Origin of the sequence: Pseudomonas sp. p99-361, assembly GCF_003935475.1 — a bacterium.
Lineage (GTDB): Bacteria > Pseudomonadota > Gammaproteobacteria > Pseudomonadales > Pseudomonadaceae > Aquipseudomonas > Aquipseudomonas juntendi.
This window is the reverse complement of sequence record NZ_RHQO01000039.1, coordinates 1-13366: the sequence shown is the minus strand read 5'-3', so window position 1 is coordinate 13366 and position 13366 is coordinate 1. Positions and strand designations below refer to the sequence as shown.

11 protein-coding genes are annotated in these 13366 nt (G+C 63.2%); 4 read left to right on the top strand and 7 right to left on the bottom strand.

The genetic code is table 11. The features are described from left to right. Positions 1-60 precede the first annotated feature (60 nt). The 3 genes from preA to hydA all read right to left on the bottom strand — a co-directional run bounded on the left by preA (position 61) and on the right by hydA (position 4305). The gene (gene preA / locus EGJ22_RS17170; RefSeq protein WP_029887472.1) at positions 61-1335 is read right to left on the bottom strand and encodes an NAD-dependent dihydropyrimidine dehydrogenase subunit PreA; all 1275 of its coding nucleotides are present in this window, start codon (positions 1333-1335) and stop codon (positions 61-63) included. Continuing rightward, the gene (locus tag EGJ22_RS17165) at positions 1335-2702 is read right to left on the bottom strand and encodes an NAD(P)-dependent oxidoreductase (RefSeq protein ID WP_009683142.1); all 1368 of its coding nucleotides are present in this window, start codon (positions 2700-2702) and stop codon (positions 1335-1337) included. The genes preA and EGJ22_RS17165 overlap by 1 nt, the downstream gene beginning before the upstream one ends. 163 nt (positions 2703-2865) lie before the next feature. Then, a complete protein-coding gene (gene hydA / locus EGJ22_RS17160) occupies positions 2866-4305 on the bottom strand; it encodes a dihydropyrimidinase (RefSeq protein WP_009683141.1) in 1440 nt (479 codons plus the stop codon). 337 nt (positions 4306-4642) lie between these two features. Between hydA and EGJ22_RS17155 the strand changes: the two genes are divergently transcribed. Together EGJ22_RS17155 and EGJ22_RS17150 are read left to right on the top strand one after the other, a co-directional pair. Beyond that, entirely contained in the window at positions 4643-6133 is a 1491-nt protein-coding gene (locus tag EGJ22_RS17155; RefSeq protein WP_029887471.1) for an NCS1 family nucleobase:cation symporter-1, read from the top strand. Positions 6134-6272: 139 nt separating this feature from the next. Continuing rightward, on the top strand, positions 6273-7556 hold the full coding sequence (locus EGJ22_RS17150; protein WP_029887470.1) for a Zn-dependent hydrolase: 1284 nt from the start codon (positions 6273-6275) through the stop codon (positions 7554-7556). Between the two features lie 221 nt (positions 7557-7777). Here EGJ22_RS17150 and EGJ22_RS17145 read toward each other — a convergent pair whose 3' ends face one another. After that, positions 7778-8737, bottom strand: coding sequence for a ribonuclease Z (locus tag EGJ22_RS17145; RefSeq protein WP_029887469.1), 960 nt, complete (start codon positions 8735-8737; stop codon positions 7778-7780). A 119-nt stretch (positions 8738-8856) separates the two neighbouring features. Then, a complete protein-coding gene (locus EGJ22_RS17140; RefSeq protein WP_009683136.1) occupies positions 8857-9402 on the bottom strand; it encodes a lipocalin family protein in 546 nt (181 codons plus the stop codon). A gap of 141 nt (positions 9403-9543) precedes the next feature. Here EGJ22_RS17140 and EGJ22_RS17135 point away from each other — a divergent pair, with 141 nt between their 5' ends. Both EGJ22_RS17135 and nudC read left to right on the top strand, forming a co-directional pair. Further along, positions 9544-10356, top strand: a complete 813-nt coding sequence (locus EGJ22_RS17135) for a crotonase/enoyl-CoA hydratase family protein (RefSeq protein WP_064314612.1) — start codon at positions 9544-9546, stop codon at positions 10354-10356. A gap of 35 nt (positions 10357-10391) precedes the next feature. Beyond that, a complete protein-coding gene (nudC, locus tag EGJ22_RS17130) occupies positions 10392-11222 on the top strand; it encodes an NAD(+) diphosphatase (protein WP_029887467.1) in 831 nt (276 codons plus the stop codon). On the opposite strand, the gene EGJ22_RS17125 is transcribed toward nudC, so the two are convergent. Both EGJ22_RS17125 and EGJ22_RS17120 read right to left on the bottom strand, forming a co-directional pair. Further along, entirely contained in the window at positions 11190-11969 is a 780-nt protein-coding gene (locus EGJ22_RS17125) for a TSUP family transporter (protein ID WP_029887466.1), read from the bottom strand. The two genes, nudC and EGJ22_RS17125, sit on opposite strands and share 33 nt — an antisense overlap. Before the next feature lie 146 nt (positions 11970-12115). After that, positions 12116-12988 carry an RHS repeat-associated core domain-containing protein gene (locus EGJ22_RS17120; protein ID WP_223809653.1) on the bottom strand — a complete coding sequence of 291 codons (873 nt, stop codon included), beginning with the start codon at positions 12986-12988 and terminating at the stop codon, positions 12116-12118. Positions 12989-13366: the final 378 nt, after the last annotated feature.

Here is a 13366-nt window from a genome sequence, read left to right as displayed (position 1 = left end):
CGCACGGTCTTTTTGCTGCCCACAAAAAGGCCGTGCCAGTGCGGCAGGCGCCGGTCTACATCAGCTCGCTTCGCGGTAGGGGTTGCGCGGGTCTTGGGTCCAGTTCAGGTAAGGCTTGCCAGTGTCCTGCGCCTGCATGTCGATGCAGTTCTCCACCGGGCAGGTGATCTGGCACAGGTTGCAGCCCACACATTCTTCCTCGATCACGCTGTAGGCATGCGTACCGTCTGCCTTCAGCGTACTGGCGATGGCCTGGTGCGAGGTGTCCTCGCAGGCGATGTGGCAGCGACCGCAACCGATGCACGCCTGCTGGTCGATATGCGCCACCGACTTGTAGTTGATGTCCAGGTACTTCCAGTCGGTGGTACGCCCTACCGCCTGGCCACGGAACGCCTCGATGTTGGCGTGGCCGTGCTGGTCCATCCAGCGGGCCAGGCCGTCTTTCATGTCTTCGACGATGCGAAAGCCATGCAGCATGGCCGCCGTGCACACCTGCACCGCGCCGCTGCCCAGCGCCATGAATTCGGCCGCGTCGCGCCAGTTGCCGATGCCGCCGATGCCGCAAATCGGCAGGCCATGGGTGGCCGGGTCACGGGCAATCTCCGCCACCATGTTCAGCGCGATCGGCTTCACCGCCGAGCCGCAGTAACCGCCATGGGTGCTCTGGTCACCGACGATGGGGTGGGCGACCATGCGGTCAAGGTCGACGCTGGTGATCGAGTTGATGGTGTTGATCAGCGACACTGCATCGGCCCCGCCGCGATGCGCAGCCCGTGCCGATTGGCGGATGTCGGTGATGTTCGGCGTCAGCTTGACGATCACCGGCAGCGAGCAGTGCTGCTTGCACCAGCGGGTGACCATTTCCACGTACTCCGGCACCTGGCCGACCGCCGCGCCCATGCCGCGCTCCGGCATGCCGTGCGGGCAGCCGAAGTTCAGCTCGATGCCATCGGCGCCGGTGGCTTCCACCAGCGGCAGGATGAACTTCCACGACGCTTCCTCGCACGGCACCATCAGCGACACGATCAACGCGCGGTCGGGCCAGTCCTTCTTCACCTGGGTGATTTCGCGCAGGTTGATTTCCAGTGAACGGTCGGTGATCAGTTCGATGTTGTTGATGCCCTGCACCTGGCGGTTGGCGCCGTAATGGGCCGAGTAGCGCGACGAGACGTTGACCGCGGCCGGGTCTTCGCCAAGGGTCTTCCACACCACGCCACCCCAGCCGGCTTCAAAGGCGCGGACCACGTTGTAGGCTTTGTCGGTGGGCGGCGCGGACGCCAGCCAGAACGGGTTGGGGGCCTTGATCCCGGCGAACACGATAGACAAATCGGCCATTACGCTGCCTCCACGTTGAGCATGAGTTGGGCATGGATGGCTTCGGCGGCCACTTTGCCGTGTTGTACGGCCTGAACGGTGAGGTCCTGGCCCAGCGCGGTGCAGTCGCCACCGGCGTATACCCCTGGCAGGCTGGTCTGCATGTTCACGTCAACGCGAATGCGCTCACCGTCGCGGGCCAGTTGTGCGGCCACAGGGTCGGCGAGGCTGCTGTCGTCGAAACGCTGGCCGATGGCCTTGAAGATCGCGTCGGCGGCCAGTTCGAAGGTTTCGCCGGTGTCGCGCAGGCGGCCGTCGGCCAATTCGGTACGGGCAAAGCGCATGCCGCGTACGTTGCCGGTGTCATCCAGCAGCACGCTGTCGGGGCGGGCCCAGGTGTGCAAGCGCACCTGGTTGGCCTTGGCGATGTCCTGCTCGTGCCCGGTGGCCCCCATGTCGGCGTGGCCACGGCGGTACACCAGGTTGACGTCGCGGGCACCCAGGCGGCTCATTTGCACCGCCATGTCGATGGCGGTGTTGCCAGCACCGATCACCAGGCAGCGTTCGGCCAGCGGCAGTTGGCTGAGGTCGTCTGCCTGGCGCAACTCGCGGATGTAAGCGGTGGCGGCGAGCAGGCCGGGGGCCTCTTCATCGGCCAGCCCCAGCTGGCGCACGGCATTCAGGCCCAGGCCAAGGAACACCGCATCGTATTGTTCGCGCAGTTCGCCCAGGCTGAGGTTGCCCCCCAGGCGCTGGCCATGGCGCAGCTCGATACCGCCGATACCCAGCAGGAATGCCACTTCCCGCTGGGCATAATCGTCAACCAGCTTGTAGCGGGCGATGCCGTATTCATTGAGGCCACCCGGCTTGTCACAGGCTTCGAACACCACCACGTCATGGCCATGCATGGCCAGCCGATGCGCGCAGGCCAGCCCCGCAGGGCCAGCGCCGACCACCGCAATGCGCTTGCCCGTGGCCGGTGAACGCTGGAACGGGTGGTCGCTGAACTGGGCATTGTCCAGGGCGTAGCGTTGCAACTGGCCGATCAGTACCGGGGCGCATTCCTGCGCGTTGTTGCGCACACACGCTTGCTGGCACAGGATTTCGGTCGGGCAGACGCGGGCACAGCTGCCGCCGAGAATGTTGGCCGACAGAATCCGTTCGGCAGCGCCTTGCAGGTTCTCGTCGCTGATGCGGTGGATGAATGACGGGATGTCGATTTCGCTGGGGCACGCGTTGACGCAGGGCGCGTCGTAGCAATACAGGCAGCGGGCGCTTTCCACGGCGGCCTGGCGTGCGGTGAGGGGTGGGGCCAGGTCGCTGAAGCACTCGGCCAATTGGTCGGCGCCGGCCCGGGGGCGCGGCAAATGGTTCAGGGCGTCGATCACGGTTGTAGCCTCTCTATTTTTTTGGTTCAGGCGACAGCTGTTGTGGTGGGATCGGGGGCCGCTGTGCGGCCCATCGCGACGCAAGGCCGCTCCTACAAGGGACCGCGCATTCCTGCAGGAGCGGCCTTGTGTCGTGATGGGCTGCGCAGCAGCCCCAATGGCTTCAGCGCTGAACGGGCGTCGGCCGCTGCTGGTCGGCCCGACGCTCCAGCACCTCATACACCGACGGATACGCCGGCCGCTCCACATAGCGCCCCGCGCCCGCCTCGGCGCGCAGGTCGCCATCAGCCCAGACCACTTTGCCCTGGCTGATGGTGTGGCTGGGGACGCCACGTACAGTGCGGCCTTCGAAGATGTTGAAGTCCACCCGTTGGTGGTGGGTCTGGGCCGAGATGGTGCGCGTGCCTTGCGGGTCCCATAGCACCAGATCGGCATCTGCCCCTACGCGGATGGCGCCCTTGCGTGGGAACAGGTTGAAGATCTTCGCCGTGTTGGTAGAGGTCAGTGCCACGAACTCGTGCATCGACAGGCGCCCGCTGTTGACCCCGGCATCCCACAGCACCGCCATGCGGTCTTCGATGCCGGCGGTGCCATTGGGGATGCGGCTGAAGTCATCCCGGCCCATGGCTTTCTGTTCGGCGCAGAAGCAGCAGTGGTCGGTGGCTGTGGTGTGCAGGTTGCCCGCCTGCAGGCCGCGCCACAGCGCCTCCTGGTGCTCGCGCGGGCGGAACGGCGGGCTCATGACGTAGCCGGCGGCTGTGGCCCAGTCCGGGTCACGGTAGACGCTGTCGTCCAGCAGCAAGTGGCCAGGCAGCACTTCGCCGTAAACCGGTTGGCCCTTGGCCCGCGCATAGGCGATTTCATCCAGCGCCTCGCGGCTGGAAATGTGCACCAGGTACAGGGGTGTACCGAGGGTTTCGGCAATGCGGATGGCGCGGCTGGCCGCCTCGCCTTCAACCTGCGAAGGGCGTGACAGGGGGTGTGCTTCCGGCCCGGTCAGGCCCTGTGCCAACAGCTTTTTCTGCAGGTGGAACACCAGCTCGCCATTTTCGGCATGCACGGTGGGCACTGCACCTAGCTGCAGGCAGCGCTCGAAGCTGGCCACCAAGGTGTCGTCGGCCGCCATGATGGCGTTTTTGTAGGCCATGAAGTGCTTGAAGCTGTTCACCCCATGCTTGGCCACCAGTTCGCCCATCTCTTCGGCCACCTGCTCGCTCCACCAGGTGACGGCGACGTGGAAGCCATAGTCGCTGGCACTTTTCTGGGCCCAGCCGCGCCAGGTGTGAAAGGCCTCCAGCAGTGACTGCTGCGGGTTGGGAATGACGAAGTCGATGATCGATGTGGTGCCGCCCGCCAGGCCGGCGGCGGTACCGCTGAAGAAGTCTTCACTGGCCACGGTGCCCATGAACGGCAATTGCATATGGGTGTGCGGGTCGATGCCGCCTGGCATCAGGTATTGCCCGCTGCCGTCGAGGATCTCGCAATCGGTCGGCGCTTCCAGGCCAGGCCCGACTGCACGGATCAAGCCATCGGCACACAGCACATCGGCGGGGTAACTCTCTTCGTGGGTAACAACGGTGGCGCCACGGATCAACAGGGACATGCCGTTTTCCTCGCAGGCTGACCGGTCTTGGCCGGTTCTTGGAATTTTCGGAAGCAGGGCGGGCAGGGGTTAATCCTGTCATACCTGACAAGATTCGAGGCTAGATGCTGATCCTGAATTCAGCAAGAAAATTCCTATTTATTTTGTGGTTTTTAAATCATTGATTTAAATGAATTAAATATTTAGAGCCCGCTGAATTCGGGGCCTCCAGGGTTTTTGACTAACTTGACAAGATAGAAAATTGGTCGAGATTTCTAAGGCACTCATACGCGTGTGTACTCCGGCCATCGAATTAGCCCGATGAGCAGACAACTCGAAAAAGTCTGGAGAAAGGCCCATGCAACAGAGCAGATCGCAAGTGGTCGAGCAGGATGGCCTGTTCGAGCTGGCCGAGGGCAGTGATGTTCTCGACAGCCCGCGCTACAACCACGACATCGCCCCGACCAAGGTGCACCAGCGCACCTGGAACAAATGGCACATCACGGCCCTGTGGGTAGGCATGTCCATCTGCGTGCCAACCTACACCCTCGGCGGCGTGCTCACAGCCTACTTTGGCCTGAGCGTTGGCGAGGCGTTGCTGGCGATCCTGCTGGCCAACATCATCGTGCTGATCCCGCTGACCCTCAATGCGTTCCCCGGCACCAAGTACGGTATCCCGTTTCCGGTGCTGCTGCGCTCGTCGTTCGGCATTCTGGGCTCCAACGTGCCGTGCCTGATTCGCGCCGTGGTGGCCTGCGGCTGGTTCGGGATCCAGACCCTGTTCGGCGGGCTGGCCATCCACCTGTTCCTGGGGTCGGTGTTCGACGGCTGGAAGGCCCTGGGCGGTGTCGGCGAGGTGACCGGGTTCATGATCTTCTGGTGCCTGAACCTGTGGGTGGTACTGCGGGGCGCCGAGTCGATCAAGTGGCTGGAGACGCTCTCGGCGCCGCTGCTGGTGGCCGTTGGGCTGGGCCTGCTGGTGTGGGCCTTGCCACACATGTCGATGACCGAACTGCTGGCGCAACCGCCCAAACGCCCTGAAGGCGCCAGCGTGGTCAGCTACTTCTGCGCTGGGCTCACGGCCATGGTCGGCTTCTGGGCCACGCTGTCGCTGAACATTCCCGATTTCAGCCGCTATGCCCGCAGCCAGAAGGACCAGATCCTCGGGCAAATCTTTGGCCTGCCGCTGACCATGTTCCTGTTCGCGGCCTTGGGTGTGGTGCTGACTGCGGCCTCGGCGTCGCTGGTGGGCGAAACGGTGTCCGACCCGGTCAGCCTGATCGGCAAGATCCACAGCCCGTTCTGGGTCGCCCTGGCCATGGCGCTGATCGTGATCGCCACCCTGTCGACCAACACTGCGGCGAACATCGTGTCGCCGACCAACGACTTCCAGAACATCGCCCCGCGCCTGATCGGGCGCAGCCGTGCGGTATGGCTGACCGGCTTCATCGGCCTGGCGCTGATGGGCCACGAGTTGCTGAAGAAACTGGGCTTGATCGTGTCCGACCTGAGCCTGGAAAGCGTGTACTCCAATTGGTTGCTGGGCTACTCCAGCTTGCTCGGGCCGATAGCCGGGATCATGGTGGTGGATTACTTCCTGATCCGCCGGCAAAAGCTGGACCTCGCCGGGCTGTACCGCGACGACGTGTACCCGGCGTGGAACTGGGCTGGCTTCGCCGCCTTCGTGCTGCCCGTGGGGTTGACGGTGCTGGCGATCGGCAACAGCAGCTTCAGCTGGTTCTACGACTATGGCTGGTTCACCGGCTCGCTGCTGGGGGCGGCGTTGTACTACGTGTTCGCTGGCTTGGCGGCGCGCAGCCCGGCGCGGCTGGTCAAGCCCTTGCCCTGAGACCGTGTCTGCTTCTTCGCGGGCATGCCCGCTCCTGCAGGTACTACGCAGTACTGGAAAACCTGTGGCGATCTGGTGGGAGCGGGCATGCCCGCGAAGAGGCCCGAACAGACAACAAAAAAGCCTGAAGGAGAAACCCGTGACCCCTTTCCAAGACATCCTCAAGACCACCGCCCACCACATCGACAGTGCCCGCCTCTGGCAATCGCTGATGGACCTGGCCCGCCTCGGCGCCACGCCCAAGGGGGGTGTCTGCCGCCTGGCCCTGACCGACCTCGACCGCCAGGCCCGCGACTTGTTCGTGCAATGGTGCGAGGCGGCCGGTTGCACGGTCAGCGTCGATGCCGTGGGCAATATCTTCGCCCGTCGCCCTGGGCGTAACCCCAAGCTGCCACCGGTGATGACCGGCAGCCATATCGATACCCAGCCCACTGGCGGCAAGTTCGACGGCTGTTTCGGCGTGATGGCCGGGCTGGAAGTGCTCCGTACCCTCAACGACCTGGGCGTGGAAACCGAAGCACCGCTGGAGGTGGTGGTGTGGACCAACGAAGAAGGTTCGCGCTTTGCCCCCTGCATGATGGGGTCGGGTGTGTTCGCCGGCAAGTTCACCCTGGAAGAAACCCTGGCCAAACGCGATGCCCAGGGCACCAGTGTGGGCGAGGCGTTGAACGCCATTGGCTACGCCGGCCCACGTGCGGTGCTCGGGCACCCGGTGGGGGCATATTTCGAAGCGCATATCGAGCAAGGGCCGATACTCGAGGACCAGGCCAAGACCATTGGGGTAGTCCTCGGTGCCCTTGGCCAGAAGTGGTTCGACCTGACCCTGCGCGGCGTCGAAGCCCATGCCGGCCCCACCCCCATGCACCTGCGCAAGGATGCCCTGGTGGGTGCCGCCGCGGTGGTCGAAGCGGTCAACCGCACAGCCCTCGGCCACCAGCCGCATGCCTGCGGCACGGTGGGTTGCTTGCAGGCCTACCCGGGCTCACGCAACGTAATCCCTGGCGAAGTGCGCATGACCCTGGACTTCCGCCACCTTGAGGGCGAACAACTGGATGCGATGATCGCCGAGGTACGAGGGGTCATCGAGGCGACCTGCGCCAAGCATGGCCTGAGCCACGAACTGGTGCCCACCGCGGACTTCCCGGCATTGTACTTTGACAAGGGCTGTGTCGATGCCGTGCGCGATTCGGCCAAGGCCCTGGGGTTGCCGCACATGGACATCGTCAGCGGGGCAGGGCATGACGCGATCTTCCTTGCCGAGCTGGGGCCGGCGGGGATGATTTTCGTACCGTGCGAGAACGGCATCAGCCACAACGAAATCGAAAACGCCGCACCCGATGACCTGGCGGCGGGTTGCGCGGTGTTGTTGCGGGCGATGCTGGCTGCTTCGCAGGCCATTGCCAGCGGCCGCCTGGCAGCCTGATCAGGCGTAAGGGCCACTCCTTCACTGGTCGTGTTTGGCCATAGATCGGCGGAGCCACACCGTCCGTTTGTAGGAGCGGGCTCACCCGCGAACACCGGCGTAGCCGGTGCCAGCCACCGCGCTGGATTCTTCGCGGGCGCGCCCGCTCCCACACAGGCCGCGTCGCGCTTACGAATTGAGTTCTCTGCGCGACAGCGCAGCCCGTAGTGCTGTGTTATCTCCTACAGGGCTGGTTCCAGGTAGCCGTCACGGCCGATGTGATAGCGCTGCAGGTCCTGGGCTAGCACCAGCCGGCCGCGGTAGTGCGCCAGTGCCTCATCACGCACGTCGTTGATGCTCGGGCTGCGTCTTGGGTCGCTCTGATAGCGGGCACTGAAGTGCGTCAGCACCAGGTTGCGCACGCCTGCCGCCTCGGCAAAGCGCGCCACTGCCGCCGCAGTGCTGTGCCCAAAGGTGACCCCGGTCCGCTCCACCACCGCCTGCGTGAAGGTTGCCTCATGCACCAGCACATCGGCGCCTCGGGCGGCGTCGGCGAGCAATTGCGGGTTGTCATTGTCACCACACACGATAACTCGCCGGGGCGGGCGCGAGCCACGCAGGTATTCATTGCCATGCAACAGCTGCTCGCCGAATTGCACGGTACGCCCCTTGGCCAGCTCGCCCCACATCGGGCCCCGCGGTACGCCCTCAGCCTCCAGGCGCAGGGTGTCCAGGCGGGGTTCGGGGTTGAGTTCGGTAAACACGAAACCTACGCTCGGCACCCGGTGCGACAAGCGCACCGCTGTCACCTGCAGGGTCTGGTTGCGCCAGCCCTGCCAATCCTCCACGGCCAGCAGGCGCAGATCGAACGGCAGGAAGGTATCACTGGCGGCCAGGCCTTGGCGTAGCCAACCATGCAGCGCGGCAGGCAAGACAATATCCAGCGGTTGGTTACGGCCACTCATGCCGGCACTGGCAAGCAGCCCGGGCAGGCCAAAACAATGGTCACCATGAACGTGGGTAATGAAGACCGCCTGCAGGTCGCGAACCGACAGCGGCGTGTGCAACAGTTGGTGCTGGGTGCCCTCGCCGCAGTCGACCAGGTACCAGTGGCTACCACTGGCTTCGACTACGGCGGTGGCGCTGACGTTGCGGGCTTTGGTCGGCACCCCGGCGGAGGTACCGAGAAACAGCAGGTCCATGTTGCGGCTCCTTGTGCCAGTCCAGTCGCGCAAAATCGCGCAATACGCAGGGCCTCGTTCCTTCGAGACGAACAACGCCGCACACCTTAGCCGGATTGCCGCAGGCCGTCGATTGCCCGCTAGTCAGCCTGCCGCCAGACCAGCTTGCTGGTGTCGTAGCCTTGCTCGCGGGCAATGCTCAGCAACTGTTCGCGCTGCTGGTCGGTGACCGCAGGGGTGCGCGACAGCAGCCACAGGTACTCACGGTTGGGGTGGCCGACCAGTGCCACGCGGTAATCCTTGTCGTGGTACAGCACCCAGTACTCACCCTTGGTCAGGCCAGGGGCGAGGCGGCTGAACCAGTTGTCGAAGCGTACCCACAATTTGTCAGTCCTGCCCGGCTGCTGGGCTTCAGCAATGCCTTTGGCTTCGTTCACCTCACCGTCCTTTTCCTTGCAGCGGTTGGTCACGTCGATACGGCCATCGGCGCGTAGCCCATAATGAGCCTCGGACTGTACGCAATTACGCTGGAAGAACATCGGCAGCCGCGCCAGTTCGTACCAGGTGCCCTGGTAGCGTTGCAGGTCCACCTGCTGGGTGCGCGGCGGTGCAGGGTGGTCGTTGCCGGCGCAGCCGAGCAAGGCAAGGGTCATGCAGGAAAGCAGCAGCGTGGTGCGTAGCGCCATGGTTGATCTCCTTGAAACGGATGAGTGCTTACCTGGGGTTCGATCCCGCGGCGGGGCAAAAGTTGTATGCGCAAACCATTGTCTGCTCCAGCTGGGTTACCATCCACGATGGTGAACCATCCAACCCTAGGAGTTCCGTTCGTGACCGAATACACCGCATTCAAGGTCGAGCTGACCGATAGCATCGCCCACGTTCAGATCAACCGCCCGGAGAAGGTCAACGCGATGAACGCGGCCTTCTGGGAAGAGATCGTCGATATCTTCCAGTGGATCGACGACACCGACGCCGTGCGTGCGGTGGTCATCAGCGGTGCCGGCAAGCACTTCTCGGCCGGTATCGACCTGATGATGCTGGCCTCGCTGGCCGGGGAGATGGGCAAGGACGTGGGCCGCAATGCGCGCTTCCTGCGCAAGACCATACAGCGCCTGCAAGCCTCGTTCACCGCCGTGGACAGCTGCCGCAAACCGGTGCTGGCCGCGGTGCAGGGCTATTGCATCGGTGGCGCCATCGACCTGATCTCGGCCTGTGACATGCGTTACTGCAGCAGTGACGCGCAATTCTCGATCAAGGAAATCGACATGGGCATGGCCGCTGATGTCGGCACGCTGCAACGTTTGCCACGTATCATCGGCGACGGCATGATGCGTGAGCTGGCGTTCACCGGGCGCAATGTCGCGGCGGACGAGGCGCTGCGCATCGGCCTGGTGAACCGGGTCTATGAAGACCACGCCGCGCTGCTGGACGGGGTTTTTGCCATCGCCCGCCAGATTGCTGCAAAATCGCCGATCGCGGTGGCGGGCACCAAGGAAATGCTCAGCTACATGCGCGACCACCGCATCGACGATGGCCTGGACTACATCGCCACGTGGAACGCCGCGATGCTGCAGTCCGAAGACCTGCGCGTGGCTGTGGCCGCGCACATGAGCAAACAGAAACCGACGTTCGCCGACTGATCGGGCCGGCGCACGCGCAGTAAAGGAAACCCGAGATGTCAGCACGCTGGACTACCGCAGTACTCGACCCTCAGATCACCGGCGGGCTGGCCGTGGCGCGCAGCCCGGAAGGGTTTCTGCACGACGCCAACGGCGCGCTGTTCCCTCGTGACTGGCTCAAGCGCCAGGGCCTGGATGTGCTGTGCGAACACGGCATTGGCCACTTCGACGGCCAGCCTGTGTTCCTGCTGGAACTGCGCGCTGCCAGCGACGTGCCCGGTTGCAACTGGCGCGGCCTGCGCGCGTTCATGCTGGAGGGTGACTTCGACACCTACAAGGTTCTGGGTTATGCCGCGCAGATCGGCACCTGGGCTCGCGAGCACCGATTCTGCGGCAGCTGCGGGCAGGCGATGACACAAATCCGCTGGGAGCGCGCGATGTACTGTCAGCCTTGCGACCTGCGCAGCTACCCGCGTATTTCGCCGAGCATGATCGTGCTGGTGACCCGTGGCGACGAAATCCTGCTGGCACGCTCGCCGCGCTTCGTCACGGGGGTGTACAGCACCCTGGCAGGCTTTGCCGAGCCGGGCGAGTCGGCCGAGGACTGCCTGGTGCGCGAAGTGCGTGAAGAAGTGGCGGTAGAGGTGCAGAACATCCAGTACGTCGGCAGCCAGTGCTGGCCGTTCCCGCACTCGATGATGCTGGGCTTCCATGCCGAATACGCGGGTGGCGAGATCGTCATGCAGCCGGACGAGATCGAGGACGCCCAGTGGTTCAGCGTGCACGACTTGCCGCCGCTGCCGGCTGGGCGCTCTATTGCGCGCTACCTGATCGACCTCTATGTCGCTCGCCGCTTAGGCCTGCCCGAACCAGTGCTGCCACGCTAGGCGCACGGTCAACGCCAGCACCACGGTGATGAACACCGGGCGGATGAACTTGCTGCCGCCGCTGATCGCCGTGCGTGCGCCAAAGAAGGCGCCGACCATCACCGACAAACCCATGCACAGCCCGACGATGTAGTCGACCTGCCCGGAAATGATGAACACCGTCAGCGCCGCGATGTTGCTGACGAAGTTCATGCTGCGCGCCACGCCGCTGGCGCGAACCAGATCGATGGGGTACAGCAGCAGGGTGCTGACCGTCCAGAACGCCCCGGTGCCCGGACCGGCCACGCCGTCATAGAAACCCAGGGTAAAGCCCTGCGGCGCCTGCCATTTCTTCCTGATCGGGGCATCGGCGTCCAGCGGTGCCTTGGGCGTGCCGCCGAACAGCAGGTACACGCCACAGGCGAAGACGATGACCGGCAGCATCTTGTTCAGCCATTCGGCTGGCATGTAATAGGCCACGATCGCCCCGATCAACGCGCCCACCAGCGTGGCGAACAGCGCCGGGCGCCACTGCGCCGGGTGGAACAGCTTGCGCTTGTAGTAGGTAAAGCTGGCGGTGGCCGAGCCGAAGGTGGAACTGAGCTTGTTGGTACCCAGTACCAGGTGCGGCGGCATGCCGGCTGTGAGCAGCGCCGGGGTGGTGAGCAGGCCGCCGCCGCCGGCGATGGCATCGATGAAACCGGCGACGAAGGCGACCAGGGCCAGAATCAGCAGGGTGAGGGGTTCTACGGTGAGTTCGAAGGGCATGGGAGGCTTCAAGCTGAAGGGCCGGGGTGCGGCAAATGGACAGATAAAAGAGCATGATAATCCCTCGTCCCTAAGGCTGTCAGTGTTTCAGGCCGCTTACTTGTTTCAAACCAACCCTGCAGGGGTGCTCGTTCAGGTTAATGTATCTATTTGCCACGTACCGCGGCTGTGGCAGCTGCTGGACTTGATGGCTCAGAGGGCACCTGACTGCTCGAATTCATTGTAGTGGGTTGCTGTGCTGTCAAGCTGTCAAGCATCTTTCTATATTTGATGGTTTTTGCCTTTAACGCTATGTAAGGAAGTTGCTCGTCGTAGTCCAGATATTTAGAATAGTCAAAGTCTTGATTGATGGGGCCTTCAATGTTTTTATACTTTAAACGCCAGTTACGGACTGCTGTATTCTCGAGGTCTTTAAGCGTGGCGTCACCCTTCGAAAGCCTGTGAATCGTCTTGAGGGTTTCTTTGGTTACGTTCGGGTTATCAATGACAGCGGAATACTTTTCGAGATCCGGGGTCTTGGCAATTGCCTCCCTTGCTTTATTAATGTAAAGGATTCTGGGTTTTTTGAGCTTACTCGTTACGCCACTCCATATATTGTTGGCGCGACGCCACATATGCCCTGAAGGGTCGTGATGATTCACAGGGTCGCCCAAACAATAGGCATAGGCGTTATGTGTGTGCTTTGTAAACGGACTGAGGCTGTCCACTGAATAAAATCGCGCCAGTCTCGGACTGAAGGCACGATAGCCGTTGCCAAGGAGGTAGCAGTTTGTGACGCTATCGTAGCGTTGTCCGGTGAAGCCCATCACAAGCGCTGTGGGGCTGTATCCGTAAGCGGTGTAGGCCAGGTTGTGAGCGCCTTCGCGCCGAGAATGGTTGATTATGGAACTCTGCGAGTCTACTGCCAGCAGGACTGTCTTGGCCGAGCGTTGCGCTAGAGGAGTGTTTGAGATTGAAAACACTGTGACGGCGCGATCGGTGCCGATTTCCAAACATAGTTGGCTATTGTTGTAGAACAAACGCCGCGTCCTGTTCTGTTGCATGGTCAGCCTGCTTGTGCGGGAGGTGATTGATTGGGACCAACCTCGGACAAAACGGGCTGGCGCGCAACTGACAAATTTGCCAGTTGTATACAGAGACAGGTTAACTGCGTCGCCTGCGCTGGCCTCTTCGCGGGTGAACCCGCTCCCACAGGTTTTCAGCGTCTGTGGGGGCCTTGTGGGGCAACTGTCTCGTATTGCCTGGACTGGCCTCATCGCCGGCAAGCCAGCTCCCACGGGGATCGCATCAGGGCTGACAGGTGTTTGCCACAAGGTATGAAGCGCCTGTTAGAGCGAGCGCCGCCCGCGCGGCGCATCGCGAGCTGCGCTCGCTCCTACGTTTGTTTCGGGCCAGTA

Excerpts from the sequence above, each read along its gene's own strand:
- EGJ22_RS17140 (WP_009683136.1), bottom strand. The coding sequence starts at position 9,402 with ATGGCGCTACGCACCACGCTGCTGCTTTCCTGCATGACCCTTGCCTTG.
- EGJ22_RS17145 (WP_029887469.1), bottom strand. The coding sequence starts at position 8,737 with ATGGACCTGCTGTTTCTCGGTACCTCCGCCGGGGTGCCGACCAAAGCC.
- EGJ22_RS17125 (WP_029887466.1), bottom strand. The coding sequence starts at position 11,969 with ATGCCCTTCGAACTCACCGTAGAACCCCTCACCCTGCTGATTCTGGCC.
- nudC (WP_029887467.1), top strand. The coding sequence starts at position 10,392 with ATGTCAGCACGCTGGACTACCGCAGTACTCGACCCTCAGATCACCGGC.
- hydA (WP_009683141.1), bottom strand. The coding sequence starts at position 4,305 with ATGTCCCTGTTGATCCGTGGCGCCACCGTTGTTACCCACGAAGAGAGT.
- EGJ22_RS17155 (WP_029887471.1), top strand. The coding sequence starts at position 4,643 with ATGCAACAGAGCAGATCGCAAGTGGTCGAGCAGGATGGCCTGTTCGAG.
- preA (WP_029887472.1), bottom strand. The coding sequence starts at position 1,335 with ATGGCCGATTTGTCTATCGTGTTCGCCGGGATCAAGGCCCCCAACCCG.